Source organism: Buttiauxella cochleicola, assembly GCF_021282405.1.
In the GTDB taxonomy this organism is placed as follows: Bacteria; Pseudomonadota; Gammaproteobacteria; order Enterobacterales; family Enterobacteriaceae; genus Buttiauxella; species Buttiauxella massiliensis.
Genome location: NZ_JAJSOU010000007.1, coordinates 42610 through 64573 on the forward strand (window position 1 = coordinate 42610; position 21964 = coordinate 64573).

The 21964-nt window shown below is 50.1% G+C and carries 17 protein-coding genes; 1 reads left to right on the plus strand and 16 read right to left on the minus strand.

Translation table 11 applies throughout. The annotated features are described in order from the left end of the window. Nucleotides 1-38: 38 nt before the first annotated feature. The 8 genes from LVQ79_RS11195 to cmoM all read right to left on the minus strand — a co-directional run bounded on the left by LVQ79_RS11195 (nt 39) and on the right by cmoM (nt 12203). A complete protein-coding gene (locus LVQ79_RS11195; protein ID WP_232864999.1) occupies nt 39-1373 on the minus strand; it encodes an IS4 family transposase in 1335 nt (444 codons plus the stop codon). A 121-nt stretch (nt 1374-1494) separates the two neighbouring features. Continuing rightward, nucleotides 1495-2142: an MBL fold metallo-hydrolase gene (locus LVQ79_RS11200; protein WP_232865000.1), complete on the minus strand. Its 648-nt coding sequence runs from the start codon at nt 2140-2142 to the stop codon at nt 1495-1497. A gap of 40 nt (nt 2143-2182) precedes the next feature. Continuing rightward, on the minus strand, nt 2183-2731 hold the full coding sequence (gene mepK / locus LVQ79_RS11205) for a peptidoglycan L,D-endopeptidase MepK (RefSeq protein ID WP_034457197.1): 549 nt from the start codon (nt 2729-2731) through the stop codon (nt 2183-2185). A gap of 182 nt (nt 2732-2913) precedes the next feature. Continuing rightward, the gene (gene ldtD, locus LVQ79_RS11210; protein WP_232865001.1) at nt 2914-4794 is read right to left on the minus strand and encodes a L,D-transpeptidase; all 1881 of its coding nucleotides are present in this window, start codon (nt 4792-4794) and stop codon (nt 2914-2916) included. 163 nt (nt 4795-4957) lie between these two features. After that, nucleotides 4958-9406 carry a chromosome partition protein MukB gene (gene mukB, locus LVQ79_RS11215; protein ID WP_232865002.1) on the minus strand — a complete coding sequence of 1483 codons (4449 nt, stop codon included), beginning with the start codon at nt 9404-9406 and terminating at the stop codon, nt 4958-4960. Further along, entirely contained in the window at nt 9403-10119 is a 717-nt protein-coding gene (mukE, locus tag LVQ79_RS11220) for a chromosome partition protein MukE (RefSeq protein WP_034456346.1), read from the minus strand. Before mukE ends, mukB begins: the two co-directional genes overlap by 4 nt. Beyond that, complete coding sequence (gene mukF / locus LVQ79_RS11225; protein WP_064517543.1) at nt 10100-11422, minus strand: chromosome partition protein MukF; 1323 nt, start codon at nt 11420-11422, stop codon at nt 10100-10102. Before mukF ends, mukE begins: the two co-directional genes overlap by 20 nt. Beyond that, nucleotides 11415-12203 (minus strand): tRNA uridine 5-oxyacetic acid(34) methyltransferase CmoM, encoded by a 789-nt coding sequence (gene cmoM, locus LVQ79_RS11230; RefSeq protein ID WP_232865003.1) that lies wholly within the window; start codon nt 12201-12203, stop codon nt 11415-11417. Before cmoM ends, mukF begins: the two co-directional genes overlap by 8 nt. A 134-nt stretch (nt 12204-12337) precedes the next feature. On the opposite strand from cmoM, the gene elyC reads away from it, so the two are divergent. Continuing rightward, nucleotides 12338-13114 carry an envelope biogenesis factor ElyC gene (gene elyC, locus LVQ79_RS11235; RefSeq protein ID WP_232865004.1) on the plus strand — a complete coding sequence of 259 codons (777 nt, stop codon included), beginning with the start codon at nt 12338-12340 and terminating at the stop codon, nt 13112-13114. On the opposite strand, the gene LVQ79_RS11240 is transcribed toward elyC, so the two are convergent. From LVQ79_RS11240 to ihfB, 8 genes are all read right to left on the minus strand, one after another. Beyond that, entirely contained in the window at nt 13094-13987 is an 894-nt protein-coding gene (locus LVQ79_RS11240; RefSeq protein WP_232865005.1) for a YcbJ family phosphotransferase, read from the minus strand. The two genes, elyC and LVQ79_RS11240, sit on opposite strands and share 21 nt — an antisense overlap. A gap of 142 nt (nt 13988-14129) precedes the next feature. Next, nucleotides 14130-14876, minus strand: coding sequence for a 3-deoxy-manno-octulosonate cytidylyltransferase (gene kdsB / locus LVQ79_RS11245; protein ID WP_064517535.1), 747 nt, complete (start codon nt 14874-14876; stop codon nt 14130-14132). Then, entirely contained in the window at nt 14873-15055 is a 183-nt protein-coding gene (gene ycaR, locus LVQ79_RS11250; protein WP_034456356.1) for a protein YcaR, read from the minus strand. Before ycaR ends, kdsB begins: the two co-directional genes overlap by 4 nt. Nucleotides 15056-15101: 46 nt before the next feature. Further along, nucleotides 15102-16337 (minus strand): winged helix-turn-helix domain-containing protein, encoded by a 1236-nt coding sequence (locus LVQ79_RS11255; RefSeq protein WP_232865006.1) that lies wholly within the window; start codon nt 16335-16337, stop codon nt 15102-15104. Between the two features lie 50 nt (nt 16338-16387). Then, on the minus strand, nt 16388-17371 hold the full coding sequence (lpxK, locus tag LVQ79_RS11260; protein WP_232865007.1) for a tetraacyldisaccharide 4'-kinase: 984 nt from the start codon (nt 17369-17371) through the stop codon (nt 16388-16390). After that, the gene (msbA, locus tag LVQ79_RS11265; protein ID WP_232865008.1) at nt 17368-19116 is read right to left on the minus strand and encodes a lipid A ABC transporter ATP-binding protein/permease MsbA; all 1749 of its coding nucleotides are present in this window, start codon (nt 19114-19116) and stop codon (nt 17368-17370) included. The genes lpxK and msbA overlap by 4 nt, the downstream gene beginning before the upstream one ends. Before the next feature lie 37 nt (nt 19117-19153). Then, nucleotides 19154-21424: a ComEC family protein gene (locus LVQ79_RS11270; RefSeq protein WP_232865009.1), complete on the minus strand. Its 2271-nt coding sequence runs from the start codon at nt 21422-21424 to the stop codon at nt 19154-19156. A gap of 203 nt (nt 21425-21627) precedes the next feature. After that, nucleotides 21628-21915, minus strand: a complete 288-nt coding sequence (gene ihfB, locus LVQ79_RS11275; RefSeq protein ID WP_034494322.1) for an integration host factor subunit beta — start codon at nt 21913-21915, stop codon at nt 21628-21630. Between the last annotated feature and the right edge of the window lie 49 nt (nt 21916-21964).

Below are 21964 nucleotides of genomic sequence, written 5' to 3' on the forward strand. Positions count from 1 at the left end.
ATATATAAAAAAAGAGCCGCGCAATGCGGTAATGCCAGTCAGTTAAGCAACTGACTGGCATTTTTGTTCCAGGCTTTACCATATTTTCGTGGCCTTTCCTTTACCACTCTCGGGAAGGCTCTTTCTCTTCTTATCGGCAGCTTTACCATCTGCGCCATGCTCTCCATGTCCCGCATCAGTTCAGGGATCCGTCCCGGTGACGCACCCTGCAATGTCATCAACATCCGCATCACCATTCCGCATGATCCCGAGAATCTCAGCTGATTCGGCCAGTAACCTTTCAGACTGCCTGCCATTTTTTTCATCTGATAACGCACAAGATTATACGCCAGCAGCACGCCCCACAGTTCCTGCTCCACAAGCTCCGGCTTTTTACTCCGCAGCGTCAGCCTGCTCAGTTGCATTGTCTGTTTGATTTCCCGGTAACCCAGCTCGATTTCCCACTGATGGCTGTACAGCTCCGCCATCTCCCCACCCGGATAGCGCATCGCATCCGTCATCGAGGTCAGCAGATGGCTGACTTTTCCTTTCCGGGTGACCGTCAACAGTCGGGCCGTCATTTCCTCTCCCAGCGCCGGCCACTTTTTCCGCGCCTGCGGGCTGGTTTTCAGCCTCACCAGATGGTCGCCTTTTCCCAGCTTCTGTATTTCCTCGTACTGCGCGCCTTTCCTCAGTGGGATCATCCAGTGGCGTTGTTTCCCTGCCTGGCTCCAGGCGTTTAGCAGACCCAGAGAGTAATAGCCTTTATCCAGCAGAGTCAGAGTGTTATCACCGGTCTGGTTTATCAACTGCTCTGCCAGCGTGTATTCACTTTCCTTCATCGTGCCGAAAGCGGCGGCCGTTAACAGATGGCTGGTCAGCTCCATCTGGCAGACCATTTTAACCTGAGGGTAGAGTCCGGGCTGACCGGCATACGTCTGACGCGGGAACGCTGCGTCGTTTTCGGCTGTGTCCAGTGTTCGCCAGACCACGCCATCCACGGCCAGCAGTGTCAGGCCACACCAGTGGGGATGAGTCGTGGCACCATGCCAGAGTTGTGCAGTTTGCAGGAACACCTGGCGAACAACCTCGCTTCCCAGCCGCTGACGGGCCTGGATAACGGCGCTGGGGGCGACGAAGGGACGGTCACCCGGCAGCATGATATCCCGCCGGTTAACGATTTGATGAAGTGGCTCTTTACGCTCGAGTGCCATACCGATAACGCACCAGACCATCATTTCCAGCGGCAGACGGCGCTTACGCAGAGTGACAGTGCCGGACTCGGCAAGACAGCGGGAAATAAGCTCCGGGTCAAGAAAATCCCCGAGAGAAGTCATTGGGTTACGCATAGAGTCGTAACGTGAAACGAGATCAAGAGCCTGTGCGATATGCATAAAAAAATCCGGAAACGGGTGAGCATTTCCGGATTCTTACACAGCCACTGGATCGGTCAACCGATCCTTAACTGATCGGCATTACCGCGCAATGCGGCTCTTTCTATTTCTGCGGCCTGATTTACCAGACCGGTAATTCGTCTTGCAAGAAGGGATTGTGCAGGCGTTCGTAACCGAGCGTCGACAATGGTCCATGACCCGGAATAAACGTCACATCATCGCCCAGTGGCAATAGCTTACGTTTAATTGAGTCGATGAGTGCTGCATGATTGCCCTGAGGGAAATCGCTACGCCCCACCCCACCTTTGAAAATCACATCACCGGAAATCAGTAACTGGGATTGAGCATCAAAGAAAACAACGTGACCAGGTGTATGGCCCGGGCAATGCAGAACCTGGAAGGACACATTCCCTACCGACACCGTGTCACCTTCGTTCAGCCAGCGATCTGGTGTCAGCGGCAAACACTCTTCGAGGCCAAACATTTGGCTTTGCGCGGGTAAACCCTGCAACCAGAATTCGTCTTCTTTTTCCGGCCCAACCACAGGAACACCATAGTGCTCAGCCAGTTCAGCAGCCGCTCCAACATGATCAAGATGGCCATGAGTTAACAGGATCTGCGTAATTGTCACGCCTTTCGCAGTAACTTGCTGTTTGATCTTTTCGGCTTCACCGCCTGGGTCAACCAATGCTGCCTGCTGAGTTTCTTCGCACCAAATCAGAGAACAGTTTTGGCCGAATGCGGTGACCGGAATAATGTGATAGTTCATAACGCTCCAATACCGGCAACGCTCGCCGGATTCCGTTGTTTTACCAATGCCTTAGTGGCCCGGTATCAATATGCACAAAGTTGCTGCTTGGGTAGTATCCTACACCACCAGCGCGCATAGATAATGCTGCTTTGCGAACATTGCTTAACGAAATCCCTTCAATATGGAAATCCATTGCCTGGCCTTTGGTGTGATAGCTCTTTTTAGCTACACCTCGGCTGTGGGCACGTAACTCATTGTTCGTGTCCAGGGAGCGATAACCAGATACCAGCTGCACCGGTTTGTTGGTTCCTAACAAACCTTGCAGGCGATAAAGCTGGTCAAACAATTTAGGGTCGATGGATTTGATTTTGTTTGCGCGATAATCACGGAAGAAATGATTAAGCCTTGCTAATTCATCCTGAATATAGCCTTTACCATCGAAAAATTCAGCCTTCAATGACTCCCCGGTATGCAGGTTATTAAGAGTCAGAATGCGTGGGCGCGGTGTTGATAGCATGGCAAACGCTTGTGTTGGTAACAGCGAGGCACCTAAAGCCACACCACCCAACGCCAGCAGCTTGCGGCGGTTTGCGTCAAATTTGTCCATGATGTCCAGGTCTACAGGTAAAAAACGATCGAATAATATGCACTTTGGGCGCACTGCTGGGCACCTTAACCGCCAAAACAAAGCGAGTCAAGGCGTGCAAAACCCAGTAAAACCGGGCCCTGTAGAGGACCCGGAAGGGCTCAGCAATTATTACGACCGCTAATTCATTAGAATTACTGCATTTAGCGTATTAATAGTTCAGCTTTTGAAAGGATTTGTGCGCCTGATCGCGCGGTAAGATCATAATTGTAAATATCTGTACGGTACTGCGTGCGTCCGTCGTCACCGACAAAAGCAGTCAGGTAATAGAGACTCACCGGGATGGTCTGGCGAATGTTAACGTATTTAGTATTGCCATCTTTCAGTTGACTCGAAATCCGGGCATCGTTCCATCCTGCATCTTGCAACAACATGCTTGCCAGCTCAGAGGCTTTGTTGACTCGTACACAGCCCGAACTCAACGCTCGCGCATCTTTCTGGAACAAGGTGTGGTTAGGCGTGTCATGCAAATAGATAGCGTCAGAACTCGGCATATTAAACTTGTAACGCCCTAACGAGTTCTGCACCCCAGGTTTTTGCTGGAAGCGGAAAGGCAAGTTGCTGGCAGTAATAGTTTCCCAATCAACATGCCATGGGTCGATTGCTTCTGCATTATTACTCCAACCGCGTAGCACGCTGTAACCATGACGGTCGAGATAGCCTGGGTCCTGGCGCACTTTTGGCAAAATATCGTTGCGTGCAAGTGTTGGTGGAACATTCCACGGCGGGTTAACGACCACATTATTAAGCGCACTGCTCATCATTGGCGTTTTGCGATCTGGCCGTCCAACGATGACGCGTGAAGCCAATACTTCACTGCCGTTAAGGTAATAGCTCAGAGAATAGTTAGGGATATTTACCATAATGCCGGTATCGAGTTTTTTCGGCAGTAAACGTAAACGTTGAATGTTTAATGCAACCAGCGACGCACGTTGTTGCGGTGTGACATTCAGCCATTCGCGTGTTAATTGCCCGATGGAGCCATCGACACCCAAACCTTGCCATTTCTGGAAACGTTTTACGCCTTCAACCAGCTCTTTGCTGTAGGCACTTCGAACAGCTGGAGTTGATTTCTTTTTCTTCCCAGCCACTGCATCTGGCGTCTGTTGCACGGTTTGCTCGCCGTCTATCTGAATAGCTGACGGGCTAACGGCAACCGCAGTCTTAGAAGCATTGTCGCGCTCAGGTAACGGAATCGAAGGTTCAGCCTGCAACATGCCGGTACGCGCAAGTATTTCCCGTAGCGCTGGTACATCATTGCTCCACTGGCCGGGGCGCAAAGTTTCAGCGCTGGTCAGTTGAGGCCATGGACGAGAGTCAGTGAGTAAGTGCACCAACGACTGGTGCAGCTTGGCATATTGCGGATGCTGAGGGGCTAGCGTTTCAACAAAACTGACTAGCGTCCCTTGATCTACCGCCACTTGCCATTGGTTGATAACGGAAATTGGCGGAGTTTGCAGCTTGTAAGGTTTAGCACTGTACAACCAGCGATTGCCTTCCGTCGGGATGCCATAGACAAACTGCAAATAGCCCATCATCGCATCAGACAATACAATATCGCGCGATAACCCCGTGACAGACGGATCGGTAAGCAGCTCTACCCAGGTAGTAAACTGTGGTTGGATGCCAGAAATGGCAACTTCGGCAAGTTGCTGCTGGAAGGCCTTCACAGCATCGCGATTCTCCCACATCGGTTTCATCTCGCGGGCTGCATAAAATGCAGACAGCGCATTCAGATAAACCGGAGCGTAGCCTGCAGGCAAATGCGCCACGAGCTGAGAACGGCTTTGTGCGGCAGACATGCCGGTAGAATTTAGCGGTAACACTCCCACCATGGTAGCGGTAGCAGTAGATTGCGGTAGTGGTTGGTCTGGCGAGCTGGTTGGTTCGATACTCACAGCAGAGCTATCAGAAGGAACGACCGCTGGCTCATCGGCCTGCGCCATAAACAGTGGAGCGAAACTCAGTGCCAGCCCGTAACCGAGAGCTGACAGCTTAAAACCGTGCAATTTTGTTAGCAACATCCCTTGCCCCCTGTTTATACCTGTTTTTACATCACCCAGCTTTTGTCGCTGGGTTTTGATAATCAGTATATAAACAGCGAATATTATTTGCCCGTATAAATGTAAATAAAATTAAAGATTAAGAATTCTGAGAAAAGAAAACGCGGGCCGTAGCCCGCGATTTTTATGATGCATCTATTGTGCCGGCAACCGGCTCGGGAAGCGGTGGTGCAAAGCCCCTGAGTCCTACAACATGGACGTGTTCATGATTCTGAACAACCTTACGTACTAGCTTGTAGGTGGTGCCTTTTTCCGGACTGATGTTCTCTGGCGCTGCAATGATCAGTTGCATTTCAAGTCGCTCACACAGCTCAAACAGCGTAGCAATTGACTTAGCATCCAGTCGTGCCGCCTCATCGAGGAACAGTAAACGGCATGGGGAGATATCTTTACCACGCAGTCGGCGCGACTCTTCTTCCCAACTTTGAACGACCATCACCAGAATTGACATACCGGTACCGATAGCTTCACCGGTCGACAATGCGCCACTTTCCGCACGCAACCAGCCATCTGAACCACGGTTTACTTCAACTTCCATTTCCAGGTAGTTACGGTAATCGAGCAGCTCTTCACCAATAGTTTGTGGGGTGCGCTGGCCCATATCAATTTGCGGATTCAGGCGTTGATACAGTTTCGCTAATGCTTCCGAGAAGCTCAGGCGATTGCTATTAAACAGATCCTGATGCTGCTCATGTTGTTCCGAAAGCACATTCAGCAATGTGGCATGCGTTTCACGCACATTCACATTTAAACGCACGCTATTTACCTGGCCAAAGGAGACGCTTTGCAACCCTTGGTTAAGCATGCGGATACGGTTCTGCTCACGCTGAATCGTCTTGCGAATGATGTTCGCCGCACTGCGTGAACTGATGGCCAGTTTTTGCTCACGAGAGGTCAACTCTTCCGTCAGGCGGCTCAGCTCAATTTCCATCTGCTCGATAGCTTCGACAGGATCATCGGTACGGATAATATCCTGACGAATACGTTCGCGCAGATGCTGATAAACCGCGACAAAGAACTGAATTTTGCGTTCTGGGCGTTTCGGATCTTCGGACATGCGCAATACGTCGCGCAGGTGTTCGTTATCGGCAACGGCCAGACGCAATGCGCCCAACGCTTTATCCGAGATTGAACGCAGCTCGTCGCCGGTGACATAGGCCAACTCGCGGCGATGCAAACGACGCTCTACGCCGTTTTCTTTCACCATGCGCATCACGGCACACCAGCCTGCTTTCGCGGTGACAACATGCTCACGCATTTCGAAATAGCTGCGCTCTAGTTGCTTGAGCTTGCGGTTCAGGTTGCTCATTTCCGCTTCACACATGGTCAGCGCTTTTTCGAGCTGATTACGGCGTGAACGGTTATTGCTCAATGCCGTGTGCAGTTCATCACGACGCGCACGCGCACGCTCTTCTGCACCCAGATCCGCACGAACACCGATATCGCTTAACTCTTTGTGCAGGTCGGTTAACAACTCTTTTTTGGTATCAAACGAACTTTTCAGCGACGCCATTAACTGGCTGAACTGACTCAGTTGCTGTGCATGACTACGCAGTGCCTCACGCGAACGGGTACGTTCAGCTTCAGCATGCTCAAGACGGTTACGCAGTTTTTCATTTAAATCGCTATTGCCATCGAGCATAGCGGCTGAGTCAGAGTAACCAAAGTGCGCACGACGTTGCACCACTTCGGTCAATGCGAACGCCTGTTGGCGCGCATCGCGCTGAACTTGTTGCGCGTACTGATAATCTTCTTTCAGCTGTTCAAACTGCTCAGGGTCACTTTGTAACACCGAAGCCACAGCTTCGAGTTTCGCCAACTGATTGCCAAACTGATGCAGGAAGCGTGCGGCTTCATCTGCTTCGTCCAGACGTTCACGGATTTCATCACAACGGTCAGCCAGCGTTTCATCACTCAGCAAACTGATGCGCGGCAACAGGCGGTTGAGTTGATCAACGCCCTCTTTCGCCTGCTCATATTGCTGGCGCTGTTGCTGATTGTCATTTTCGTGGTTGCTGATAGCGCGTTCAACTTCGCCACGACGAGTGTTGAGCTGACGAATTTCCACCTCTGGATCATCATCAAACGCCACGCCCAAATGCTGGCCGATGAAACGGCTAAAGGCATGGTGTAAACGCTGAGATTTCTGAACATCAAACGACAACGTCGCGAAACGCTCAGCCAGGGTTTCACGCTCGGCATGGAGATTTTCAAGGCGATTCTCACGTGCTGCACGGCCAAACAGAGGCAACACCGGCAAACGAGAATAACGCCACTGGCGCTCGGCAGTTTTTACCAGAACGGCAGCATTAAGCTCTTCAACGGTAAACACGCTGTCATCGAAGGAAGATGGGTCACCTTCAATCAGATACAGGTCTTCTGGGCAATCTTCGAGATTATCCAGTTGATCACGAACCAGTGACAAATCTGGAACCACGATTGCATGACGCGATGGGCCGTACAACGCAGAGAAGTACGGTGCGTCATCGATGCTAATGTCGTCATAAATTTCTGACAACAACACGCCGCCAAAACGTTCAGCCAGGGCATTTAAACGTGGATCCTCAGCACCACCAGGTTGGCTAAGACGTTCAATTTCATCGTCGATAGCACGTTTACGCGCTCCCACTTCATCACGTTCAACCGTGACTTCACGCTCGCGCTCAAGCAGTTGCTGCATGTATTCAGTAACTTGCTGGCTGCTTTCAAACTGCTCATGACTCTGCTCGCACAACTGGGTAAGGCTGGTTTGTGCAGAAAGCCAGATCGGTGCGCGACTTTGGAGGCGTTTGATACGCGCTTGAATCTGCTCTTGTTCCTGGCGCAAGTTTGCACGCTGATCGCTGGCATCAGAAACGCGTTGCTGTAAAGTTTCGATGCGCTCAGAAAGCTCGTCGTGCAGCACTTCAAGATCTTCTGGATCGAAATGTTTGCCCTGACGCTTGCAGAACTCCGCAAACATTCGTTCGGCTTCTTGCTGTTCACGCAGGCGTTGTTCAAGTTCATTAAGGCGCGCTCTGAGCGGCTGAACTTGTTCCATCAGATGACGTTGGTTGTTACTGTCACGCAGTAATTCACGCGCGACATTCCAGGCTTCACTACGACTCACCGGGCCATTGATAGCAGTGACTAGCTGATAAGCATGCTCAAACTGGCTATGCGCCGTTTGTGCAACACTCATTTTCTGCTCAAGTGTCAGCAGTTTTTCGGTTGTTTCCTGCTCTTTCGCCTGGAAGGTTTCCAGCCACTCTTCCGCGCTTTCAGCAGTCAAATCTGGCAAGTGACAAAGCGCGCGCGCGCGATCAAGTGCTTGCAACGCTTGCTGGTATTGAATAGCACGCGTCTGTTGTACATCGAGTGCTTGTTGGTAGTCGGCCAGTTGGCTTTTCAGCTCATCGACTTCCAGCTCGGCCGCTTCCGCGCGGGCTTCGTTCTCTTCTTGCTGCTCTGAGGCTTCGGCAACAATTTCATTTTGTTCTTCGAGGCGCATCTGCAGTTCGTCGAGGTCAGCTTCGTAACGCTCGATTTTTTCCTGCTGGCGAATCGCCGTTTGCACCAGGTTCAGGTGGTCACTGGCCGCCTGATAATCAGTTTCCAGATCCCCTTCCGCTCCGCTGTGTTCTGCAAGCTCGCGAGCCATTTCGACATGTTTGTATTGCTCTGCGGCAAGTTGCTTGCGGCTGGTCAATAGTTCACGACGGAATTCGAGCGCTTTATCCAGGTGGATACGACGTTCATTGGCGTGGCGCATGTAATCCGCAGCTACATAGTTAGTCGCTTCAGAAATCAAATGCTTAAACAGGTCGCGGTCTGATTGGGTGACACGAATGGCTTCAAGCGTCATACGGTTTTCACGCAAAGCCGCTTCCATATCCTGGAACGCTTTACGCACACCACCATTTTCTGGCAACAGGTAGTCGCGCAGTGAACGAGTAATGGCGCTGGAAATCCCGCCGTACAGCGAGGCTTCGATGAGACGGTAGTACTTACTACGATCGGAAGCACTGCGCAGACGACGTGCAACAATGCCCAAATCGAACATCAACGAGTGGTAATCGGTAATCGAGCTGAACTGTTTAAATTGAACGCCTTCGATGGCTTCCACTTTATCTTTCAGCTCTTGCAAACTCAGTACGCGAGCCTGACGCTCATTTAGCGTTTCCGTTAACAACTGAGTTGGCTGAATAGAAGAAGGTAAACCTTGAATTGCAAACGGTTTGATGTCGACTTTACGGTCACGGCCAGCTACTTGTTGCAGGCGCACACCGACCACAACTCGCTGATTACGTGAGTTGACCACATCGAGCAAGGAGTAGCAGACACCCGCTTTTAACTTGCCGTGCAGACCTTTGTCACGTGAACCTGATGTGGCCCCCGCTTCGGTGGTGTTACGGAAGTGCAACAGTGTTAAGTCCGGGATTAGCGCGGTTACAAACGCCGCCATAGTAGTGGATTTACCGGCACCGTTACCGCCAGAAAGCGTGGTCACCAGTTCATCTAAATCAAAAGTACGCGCGAAGAAACCGTTCCAGTTAATCAGCGTTAGTGAGCGAAACTTACCGCGTTCAATCATTCCTGTTCATCCTCCGCGTTATCTGAAGCCAACTGCGACTCTTCAGTTTCATCATTGAGTTGCAAACGAGTCTCTACCGGCATCGCTTCTCCATCGCGGATCATGCGGAGTTGCGCTTCACGCGCATCGTCGCCAGCACGTACATCGGCACCAAAGCGGAATACTGATTCGGTAATGCGGAATTTGCTGCTGTCATGGCCCATAAACCAGATCATGCCAAGACGGCGTAAACGCGTTAATGAGGCACGGACTTTCTCTTGCAGTTTTTGACGGTCGAGATCTGAGCCTGTGGAACGGTTGTTCACAAGCTTAAGCAGCTTGCTTTCATCCGCAAGCGTCAACAGTTCATCGTACAACTCTGCCTGGGTGAAAATACCTTCGTTCGCCAACCGTTCTGGGCTGAGATAGAGGTAACAGAGAATTTTACCCACCATCATGTCCAGCTCAGACAGCACTGAGCGCGGGATCAGTGTGGTGGAGCGCGGACGCAAATAGAAGAAACCTTCCGGCGCGCGAATCAACTCCACGTTATAACGGGTATAGAACTCTTCCAGTTCATCCTGGAAGTCCATCAAATAAGCATGATTATCCAGTTCATCGAGCCCAACATGGCGACCGGCGCGCAGTTGGCTATCGAGTGCTGGGAATAACGGATTGGCCAACGCCTGTGCCAGTTTTACTGGCATCACTTTTTCAATATTTGTTGATGACATGCGCCTGTACCTTGGCTCCGTAATCGTTAATTGCCTGCCACTGTGGCGGCAAGCCAGTAAAGTCTGCTTCAGCCACACCCAGACGTACCGCCTGGTCGACTACGATTCTCGCCACATCAAAATGGCGTGCGCGTGGGTATTGCGCCAGATAGTCCCGCATGACAACGCCCAAATCTAGTGGCACTTGTCTGGTTTTGTAGACCTGAAGTGCAGCTTCGATCATTGCGGCGAGTTGTTCACGGATTTCATTGAACTCTTCGAATTCCAGATCGCTTGGCAGTTCACCCATCACTTCATCGTCACGCAACGTCATTTCTTCATCGCGCATATCCAGCAGACGATCGGCGTTAGCGTAGGTCAGAGCCCATGGAGCATCGAAATAGTTTTGAACCGACACACGCAAGCGTTGCGCAAAGACGCGGTTTTTATCCATATCGATGGCGGTACGAATGAATTTATGAACATGGCGGTCATAGCCAATCCACAGGTCGATAGCCTGCTGGCCCCAACTGACAATACGGTCGAGTTTGCTTTGCAGATCAAACACCAGACGGTCAACAAAGTGCAAATCGTCGCGCCCCAGAATCGAATCCTGAATACGCAATAAATTTGCCTGCAATTTATCACCCGCAGCTTCCAGAGTGTCCTGCAACTCACGTAACGTACCCGATGTTTCGGACAGCAGCATTTCACAACTGGAGATGGCTGCACGCCAGTCTTTGTTCAGCAGCTGTGCGATATCATCTTTAACCTGTTGCTGGTGTTCATCCATGATGCGCTGTGTGAGATCGATACTGTCGAAAATCTCGGCGACTGAATATTTTAATGGTGCGAACACGTTGCGATGCCAGTGGAATTCATCACCACCTTCATCTGCTGAATCGGCTGCGCGCTTCAATTCACCGGCGACTATCGATAACTGCATAGATAAACGCAGCGTTGAAAACTCACGTTGGCGAATGTAGTAATCGGTAATGCCAATACCGAGAGGCGTCAGGCGATAAATTGCATTGCCCTCATTGATTTCACTGACGAAACGGTTGATCAAACGCTGGCGCACCATGTCATTAATGGCGTTGTTGGCACGAACGTTAATTGTTTCGCTGGTTTGATCAAAGCCTTCGCTCACGTAACGGAAAGCGTCAATCAGCTCGCCTTCACTCATTTCGCCATCTAGCCGCTCACCGTTTAAGGTCGCGATCGCCAACAGAAACGTCAGACGCTCTGTAGGCAGCGAAATCGAGTAGTCATTTTTCCTGGCCCAGGCAACCAGCTCCGGCACTGTCTGGGAAACATCACTCATAATTTTTCCTTGGCTCAAGCGGCTTGATTGCTGTCACGTGGATATAGCGGCCGAGGCTAACAAAAGGTTCCTGGCGGCAATAACGCGTTTCCAGTTCAAGCAAATTCTCAAAACCATCGTGTTGTTTATGCTTATCACGCAAGTAATCGTGAAATACTCGCACACCGGTTTTACCGGTAATCTGCCAGCCAATTTGCTCCAGCCAGTGATAGACCTGTTCTGGCTGTAGCGGATTGTCAGGCGAAAGCGTTTTCCGTTTGTTCTTTTTCATACCCTGAAGAACATATTCAAAGTTGCCGACAAACATGTTCCGCATCAGCAAGCCGTTAGCATTGTAGAACATCAGGGATAATGCACCGCCGGGTGCAAGGCAATCCCATAATGTTTTAAGTACAGCTTGCGGATCTACGACCCATTCCAGCACCGCGTGAAACAATATCAGATCAACCGGTTTTTCCAAATGTTGGCCAATATCCTGAGCGGAGGAATGTACGAAATGCATGTTGCCGCTCACACCTTTCTCATCAGCCTGAGCTTGAGCACGAGAAATCATCTCAGCGGAAACATCACAAAGCAGAACTTCATGGCCCCGCTGCGCAAGACCACACGCAGTTTGCCCTTCGCCACCACCCGCATCCAGAACGCGGATTTTTTCAGGCATAGTTGCCAGCAAAGCATCAAGGTCTTGCCATAAGATGGCCTGGCGGAGCTGTCCTTTGGTTGTACCGTAAATGTTGCGTGAGAACTTCTCAGCAATATCATCAAAATTGCGGTCACGCACGGGTACGGCTCCATGGGGGAAAAGGGTTCATACGAGAAAGCGGGTATTTTGGCACAGCTGCGCCAGGAATGAACCCGTCTGGTGTAATATCACCAGCGTTTGCCTACTATATGGCTAAAAAGGACCCATAATTCATGCTTTTTATCCTGAAAAAATTTATCGGCGGGCTACTGCTGCCCCTCCCATTTTTATTATTGATGATGGGGGCGGCACTTTACTTGTTGTGGTTCACTCGTTGGCAAAAATGCGCCAAAACGCTATTAAGTGTGAGCTGGTTAGCTTTGCTGCTGATTAGCCTACAACCGGTGGCTGATAAAATGCTCAAGCCCATCGAGGATACTTACCCAACGTGGCGCGGTAGCGAAAAAGTCGATTATATCGTGGTACTCGGTGGCGGCTATACATGGAACCCAGAATGGGCACCAAGTTCCAATCTTATCAGCAATAGTTTGCCTCGCCTGGCGGAAGGGGTGCGCTTATGGCAGGCAAATCCTGGTGCAAAAATGATCTTCACGGGCGCCAGAGCAATGACCAACCCGGTGAGTACCGCTGAAGCGGGCGCGCGAGTTGCCGAAAGTTTAGGTGTACCGCGCTCGCAAATAATTACCCTTGATGAACCAAAAGATACTGAAGAAGAAGCCGCTGCGGTGGCAAAAACGATTGGCCAGCAGCCATTCTTATTGGTGACCTCAGCTTCCCATCTACCGCGGGCAATGATTTTCTTCCGCAATGCCGGCTTGCACCCTATTCCGGCTCCAGCCAACCAACTGGCAATCGAATCACCGCTGAATCCTTGGGAGCGTATAATTCCATCACCAATTTGGTTAATGCATAGCGACCGTGTTGGCTACGAAACCCTTGGCCGCATCTGGCAGTGGTTGAAAGGGGCGTCAGGCGATCCAGGGAAGTAAGTTTTTCGCAGCCATGTCAAAGGCGGGTCGATTAAGTCGGCCCGTCTGTAGTAATTGCGCTACACCATCCCACAGAATATACAACCAACGTCGCCACAGAAATGACTCCGCAACCGGCGCTCGTTGTAAATAATGCCACAGCAGGTTTTCTGATTGGCCAGGCTCAAACAAACGGAATATTTCATATTCACGCGGCGCCCAAAGCGTGATTCCAGGATTGACCATCGCCAGAAGCTGATCGCTGCGCCCATCTTTTAACATACTGCTAAGCGTAAAGTTGCCATGCACCAGTACACAGTTGTCGTTAAAGTCTTCGAATAAACGCGGCAAACATTCACGGGTGCGGAACAAAATGCGCCTGTCTTGCATCGTCAGGCCATTATTTGGGTATTGATTGATGGTTGCCCACAGTGTTTCAACATGCTGCCGATACCATGAAGGCCAGATATTTTCTTGTGTGCTGTCGACGTTGCCGACACATCCACGGCTATCGACGCGATGCCAGGCGAGAAGCCCTTCAACAATTTGATCTTTTAGATGCTCCCAACGATCGGGTGTGCGAGTTGGCGCTTCAACAGGAACACCCCGTAGACGCTCCATTAACAACACATCTGGCCCCGGCGTCTCGTCATGAGTCACCACGCCATAAACCACAGGCATGCGAACCGTTCCGGAACGCGCTAGCATGGACATTTTCCATGCTAGCTGAGCTGCAAGACCCGGAGTACTAAAACTTTTAGCCAGCAATGACATCGCGTTGCCGTCACTGTCATACAGCGACCACAAGGTGCTATTTGGCTGTTCATTGATACATTCAATCCGGCTTAGTTTTTCACCCAGCAGATGACTCAATTCCTTGCGTAGCAACTCCATGACTCATTACCCCTTACAACACTGGTGTTTTTATAATGAGCTTGCTGACGCAGGATGTCATCACTCTCAGATCAATATGCCTTCAGATAATAAAAAACCGGCGCTCAGCACCGGTTTTTTTCTAAGGATTGATACCTGCAGATTAAATCATCGCTTGTCGTACACGTTCTAAATCTTCTGGCGTATCAACACCAATACTCGGGACTTCTTTCGCAACGGCAACATGGATTTTTTCACCATTCCACAGTACGCGCAGCTGTTCGAGCATTTCGATTTGCTCAAGCTGGCTTGGCTCCCAAGTCACGTACCGACGGATGAAACCTGCGCGGTAGCCGTAGATACCGATGTGGCGTAAAAGGGAATCACCGATCTGTTCACGCGATTGTGCAAAGCGGTCTCTGTCCCATGGAATGGTCGCACGAGAGAAATAGAGCGCGTAGCCCTGCGCGTCCATCACCACTTTTACTGCATTCGGGTTAAACGCTTCTTCAGCGGAGTCGATTGGCACAGCAAGTGTTGCCATACCGGCCTGACTGTTCGCAAGATTACTGGCAACCTGGCTAATGATCGCCGGTGGGATCATTGGCTCATCGCCCTGCACATTCACAATCACGGTGTCATCGCTAAAACCACATTTTTCAATAACTTCAGCAAGACGCTCGGTGCCAGACTGATGATCAGCGCGAGTCATACAAACTTCGCCGCCCGCGGCTTCCACTGCACGAGCCACGTCCTCATGATCGGTTGCCACAATGATACGTTCAGCACCCGATTCGCGAGCACGTTCCATAACGTGAACGACCATCGGTTTACCATTGATATCTTTAAGCGGTTTACCCGGTAAGCGTGTAGAGGCATAGCGGGCAGGAATTATTGCCACAAAACTCATGGATTTTTCTCGTCAGAAGTCAGAACTCGAGCTTCAGTCTCCAGCAGCACCGGAATACCATCGCGCAGAGGAAACGCCAGATGATCAGGTTTGCAGATAAGCTCCTGCTTTTCCTGATTAAAGTAGAGCTTGCCGTTACAAACCGGACAAGCAATGATTTCAAGTAATCGATGATCCATGGTTACTCCAGAATGGCTGCCATCAAAGGGAGCAGAATAACATAACTTACTCGATCTCCGGGCTAATTTCCCAGCCTTCACCCCATGATGCCGCTAACGTGGCGGGAATATTCCCGAGCCGAATCAAGGTTGCACCCTGCCAGTGAGCAAAATCGGTTATGGCCGTATGCAGGCCATTAATCAACGAGATACCAGACTTAACACCTTCTTCAAGATACAAGCTGATAATTTCCAGCTCGTCACTCTTGCGATGCATTTTGGCGTCCATTCTTCCCACCAGAACTCCTTGATGCAGCAATGGCAGGACGAAATAACCGTATTTACGTTTCTGAGCAGGGGTATAACACTCCAGGCGATAAGAGAAGTTAAAAAGCTCTTCAGCACGTTTACGATCCCAGACTACAGGGTCAAACGGTGATAGCACCGCACTGTGGGTCGCTCGCAAGGTGTTTTTCTCAGCCTTTTCCAGCAATGGCCATTGGTCGCGATGCAACCACATCTCGCCAATACTTTCGACATTAACAGAAATGACGATGCCTTTTTCCTGCCATTGGGCTAGCAGTGGCTTAATTGAGACATTCTTCAGACGATAATAATCGGCTAGCCATTCAGTACGAAAAATACCAAGGCTACGTGCGCTGTTTTCTAGCATTTGCTGTTCAGCATCTGCCTGATGAATCAAATGTAACTCGTCGTTCCAGTGCGGTAGTACGCGTGTAGTCAGGTCATAGACTCGTTGGAATTTGCGCCGCTCAATCACCATTACTTTCCCGGCAGTGAATAAACCTTCCAGGTGTTTCTTGTGCGGTTTCCATTCCCACCAGCCACTGGAACCTTTGTGGGGGTGTTCAAAATCAGCGGAGCGCACCGGACCGTTGCTCTCGATGTGCGTTAAGAGTTTTTCAATCTCATCGGCGTGCTCCACCATCCATTCCGCGCGGTATTTCCAGCCCATTTTTTCGGGATTGAGCATGCGGTGACGTATCAGCGAAAAATCTGTTCTCGGTAAAAAACAGGCTTCATGCGCCCAATACTCCATCAAATAACCATTCACCAGCGCATCATCAAGCCAGGTTTGTGGGTAACTGCCTAATCGGCTGAACAGCACCAGGTAAGGGCTGCGCGCAACAATATTGATGGTATCAATTTGCAGAAGGGACATACGGGAGATGGTGGCAACAACATCGGCGGCTCTAGCACGGCGACGAGGCTTTACCAATAAGCCCTGCGCCGCAAGATGAAGGTTACGGGCTGCACGTAAAGTTAGTTGCGGTACGGACATGAAGGAATCCTGTCGTCAGCAAACTCGAATTCTGGTGCGGAAATGAGCTCTTATCGCACCAGCGCCAATAGTGATTGCAATAATTCGTCGGCCTGAGGCTGGGCAAGGTGCGCATCGACCGGCAAATACCACCAGTTATCGTGCCCTGTAACGAAAACACGGCATTTAACGGCATCTTTTTCAGTCATCAGTAGGGTTTGCCCCGGCTGGACTAATTTAACCACATCACTTTCACTCAGAGCCTGATGGTCTGCGAGACTAACCGTATTAACTGGAGTTACGCCACATTGCTGCAAAGTAGCAAAAAAACGGGGGGGGTGGCCAATTCCGGCCATAGCAACCACATTTTGCAACGTGTGCGCAGGCTGGTGCTCTCCGGTAAGCAAATTAACCGCATCGCCCGGGCGCAGCGTCATGGCTATCTCACCAGTCTGAGCATTGCCACCATTGGTGATAATTGCATCGACAGAAGTCAGGCGCCCTGTTCTCTCACGCATTGGGCCAGCGGGAAGCCACCATCCGTTACCAAATCGCCTGACACCATCAACGACCACAATTTCTTTATCACGCCCAAGGGCGTAATGCTGCAAACCGTCATCTGTAATGATCAGCTGTGGCTGTACTTTTTCAACGAGCATTTGCACAGCATCACTTCGACGAGGCGCAACCGCTACAGCAGCACCAGTGCGTTGATAAATAAGGACGGGTTCATCGCCTGCCTGCAACGTCGTCGTGAACTGATCAAGCAGCAGCGGATAATGCTCAGATTTACCGCCGTAACCGCGAGAAACAACACCAACGCGAACTCCGCGTTGGTGTAGCTGTTCGACAAGCCAGATAACAACCGGCGTTTTACCGTTACCTCCGGCAGTCAGGTTACCCACGACCACCACAGGTACCGGCGCATGCCAGGTTTTTTTAAAACCTAATCGATAACTCAGACGAATAGCACCGCTCACCAGGCCATAAAGCCAGGAAAGCGGTAAGAGCAAAAGGTAGAGAGGAGATTTACCCGACCAAATGCGTTCTATCATTGCCCGAATTGCATCCTGTGCAGTTGCGCGTACACACCGCGATGCTCAATCAGTTCTGCGTGTGGGCCACGTTCCACGATACGGCCATCTTCAACAACCACGATTTCATCCGCCTGTTCAATGGTTGATAAGCGGTGAGCAATTACCAGGGAAGTACGGTTTTTCTGCAGTTCATCAAGCGCCGCCTGAATGGCACGTTCTGATTCCGTATCCAACGCAGATGTCGCTTCATCAAGAATCAGGATTGGGCTGTCACGCAATAATGCGCGAGCAATGGCGATACGCTGCCGCTGACCACCTGAAAGAAGCACGCCATTTTCACCGATGATTGTATCGAGACCATTTTCCATCTTATTGATGAAGTCCATGGCGTAGGCCATGCGCGCGGCATTCTCGATATCGCTACGGCTATACTGTTCAGTACGCGCGTAAGCAATGTTGTTAGCAATCGTGTCATTGAACAAGTGGACGTTTTGCGAAACGAGAGCAACCTGATTACGCAAAGAAGATAAGGTGTATTCACGAATATCTACGCCATCGATAGTAATACTACCTTCCTGGATATCGTAAAAACGCGTCATCAAACTGGCGATCGTTGATTTACCCGAGCCGGAACGCCCTACCAATGCCACTGTTTTGCCAGCAGGAATCTTCAGGTCGATTTTACGCAAAGCAGGTATCTCGCGACCTGGATAGGTAAAGGTCACGTCACGGAATTCAACATCCCCTTTCGCACGCTCAATTACGCGAGTTCCTTCGTCTTTCTCTTGCTCTGAATCGAGGATAGAGAACAGAGTCTGACATGCTGCCATACCGCGCTGGAACTGGGCATTGACGTTAGTCAGCGATTTCAGTGGGCGCATCAGTGCAATCATGGAAGAGAACACAACGGTGATTGTACCAGCGGTCAGCGTTTCCATGACACTCGGGAAGCTTGCCGCGTAAATTACGAAGGCCAACGCAAGAGAGGCAATGAGCTGGATAATCGGGTCAGAAATAGACGAAGCTGATACTAGTTTCATACCCTGGCGACGCATACGATTACTGACTTTGTTGAAGCGCTCGGTTTCCACTTCCTGGCCGCCAAAGATCAACACTTCTTTGTGACCTTTCAGCATCTGCTCAGCACTGGTCGTAACCTGCCCCATGGTGTTTTGCATGTTTTTGCTGATATTACGGAAACGTTTAGAAACCATGCGAATCGCAAAGGAAACGATAGGTGCCAGAACTATCAGAATCAGCGAAAGCTGCCAGCTATACCAGAACATCAGCACAAATAGGCCAATGATGGAGGCGCCTTCACGTACTACCGTTATCAGAGCACTAGATGAGGATGAAGCAACTTGTTCAGAGTCATAGGTAATGCGCGAAAGTAGTGTCCCCGTAGACTGTTGGTCAAAGAACGAAACCGGCATTCCCATCATATGGCTGAACAAGCGACGACGCATGTTCATTACTACCTGTCCTGAAACCCAGGAAATGCAGTAGCTTGAGACATAGCTTGTGATACCGCGCATCACCATAAGCCCGATGACAACCAGTGGCATCCATAACAAAACGGATTTATCCGTTTTACCAAAACCATCATCCAGTAACGGTTTGAGCAGCGATAGCATAAATGTATCGCTGGCTGCGTTGAGGATTAACGCAATCCCAGCCACGATCAGACCAGCTTTAAAAGGCGCAATCATCGGCCATAGACGGCGGAAGGTCTGCAATGTGGAGAGATCTTTATCGTTCTGCATTAAGTCGAACCAGCATTTGATGAAATAGCCGCATATTCTACCCATTATCCCGGGATACACCAAACCACTGATGATACCAACGGGGTGAAATTTGTGCTCTGAAGCTATTGATTTGCCATTTATCACTATTTATGTCGATAGTGAGTTGGCCCGATTGCGCGGTGTCATACCATTTGTACCCCTGCGACTGGTAGCGTTGAACTACTTTTTCGGAGGGCAAATGCCAGGCGTTATAGCGCGATGAAGAAGATAACGCAGCACTTCCAGCGACGGCACGTAACAAAGGTGCACTCGAAGATGTACGGCTACCATGATGAGGGACCTGAATGATATCAGCATGTAAGGTACCCCATCGCCTCTTCAGCATAGCTAATTCCGCTTCAGCTTCCACATCTCCGGTTAATAAAATACGAACGTTACCGTCACTGACCATCACAACACATGAGCCGTTATTACCTTTCATCAGCGGCTGTGCGGGAGGCCACAGTACGGTAAATTGCAAACCCTGCCATTGCCACTGGTCCCCTTGAAAACAAGAGTGATGTCCTTCCCTGCGCAATGGGCTGCGAATTTTTAGTGCTGGCCATTCACGTTGCAAACTAAGCAAACCGCCACGGTGATCCAGATGCTCATGGCTGATGATCGCTTGTTCGGGAGATAAATGGTGCCAACGCAGCCACGGGATAATCACTTGTTGAGCAGCATCGCCGCCAGGCCAGGCATTCCCTGCATCATAAAGAAAGACTTTCCCATGGCGGACAATGGCTATCGCCAATCCGTGCCCAATATCCAGCATGTTCACTTGCCATGAATTGTCTCTCTTCTCAGCCCGTATTGCCGAGGTGAATAAAGACAACGCCAGAACAATCACTGATAGACATGAACTACGCCACAGCGATAAACGATGGATAATAACTACGAGCCAACCACTTAAGCTCAGAGCCTGAAAACGCTTATCGACCTCTAGCCAACCATCGGGCAATAAAGATAGTGCGGTAAAAAGAAGAGCCAGCGAACGGTCGACACTCCACCAGAGATATTCTCCAAGCCACGGAACCAACGTAAATACCAATCCCGCCAAAAGTAGAGGAACCACAACAAATGAAATGAGCGGCACTGCCACCAGGTTCGCAAACAAGGCACTGACACTGATGCCATGAAAGATAAAAATTTGTAGTGGCAACAACAAAATCATAATGCCAATTTGCAAATGTATTAGCGCTAACGGGTAACGATAGATCCACTTCGCAGTTGCGATATATCCAGGGATCGGCATCCACTGATACCAGAAAATAAGTGCCGCAACAGCCAGTGCGGATAACCAGAAACTGTCTGATAAAACGGTTAAAGGATCATAAATCAGGATACAGGTAATGCAACAAAGCCAGACCTCCCAACCCGACCAATTTCGGCCTTGTAACCGCAAAAACAGCCAGATAATAACGCCAATCAATGCTCTCACTGCCGGGGGATTTCCTCCCGCGAGCCAGGTATAAATCCCAGCGGCAAGTACACTTGCGAGTAACGGCATTCGGAAATAAATTCTGTGGGCGGGAAAAGCCAGTTGCAGTAAACGAGCGATTAACCAGCCAATCATCGCTGCCAATGAAATATGCATCCCGGAAATAGCCATCAGATGTGCAGTTCCACTTTGGCGCAGCATATTTTTTTGCTCGTCACTCATCCCATAACGTTCACCAAATGCCAGTGCAAGAATAACGCCTTGATAGGGTAACGCCTGGGTTGCAGTTTCAACGGCAGACAACCACCGGGCACGTAAGCCACACTGCTGCGTAATACGCTGAGCTGAAATAATCCGCGCCCTTAAAGGTTGGTGCTGCGCAAGAGCATAACGCTGGCTATCGAAGCCTCCTTCGTTGAGTTGCCCATGCACAGGGCGAAGATATACTTTCATGTGCCAGCGTTGCCCTGCACAGACACTTTCTGGCAAATAACTACTCTGGCTCCTGATACCTAAAGCTGGAAAAACCATTCTCCCCGCAACTGAAATTATCTGCATTTCATGATCTTGCTTGCCATCACTGCGATTAATGACGGCTTCAACAACAACAGGTTTACCCGTCCACTCCTCAACGGGGATCAAGATTTCTCTAGCAGAAAATAAGGCCCAGCAGCAACAAAGTATGCTCAACGCAAAATAACGTGCCAATGGATGACGAATGAGTGCGACACCCAGGGCAGCCATGAACAATATTGCAATGACTGGCCACCCTGGAATAGTGGGCAACCACAGCAGAGGTAGGGTACCAATAATTGCACTACAACATAGTCCGATAAGATTCCTCACAGTGCCTCCTTGTTGCAGGCAAGTTTGAGGTATCCTGGCATTTGCGTCAGCCTGGGTTTATTGATTACACGAGAAGGGTTCCACAGATTTTATGCTATTTGAAAATGAGCTGAATATTTTTGCGAGGGGACTCGGAATTAGAAATTTCAGACATAAAAAAACGGCACCCGAAGGTGCCGTTCTTAAGAATCAAATCCGAAGATTTAATTGCCGTAAATATTGGCGCGGTCACGTAATTCTTTACCTGGTTTAAAGTGCGGAACATATTTGCCTTCCAGATCCACTTTGTCGCCAGTTTTAGGGTTACGTCCGGTGCGAGGTGCGCGATAGTGTAAGGAAAAACTGCCGAAACCCCGGATTTCAATACGCTCACCTTGGGCGAGAGTAGAGGCCATATGCTCCAGCATCTCTTTCACTGCATCTTCTACAGCTTTCGCCGGGATGTGAGATTGCGAAGTTGCCAGTCTTTCTATCAATTCTGACTTGGTCATGATTCCTCCGGTTTCCTTTCAGGAAAATTAACTTACAGCTATCAATCGA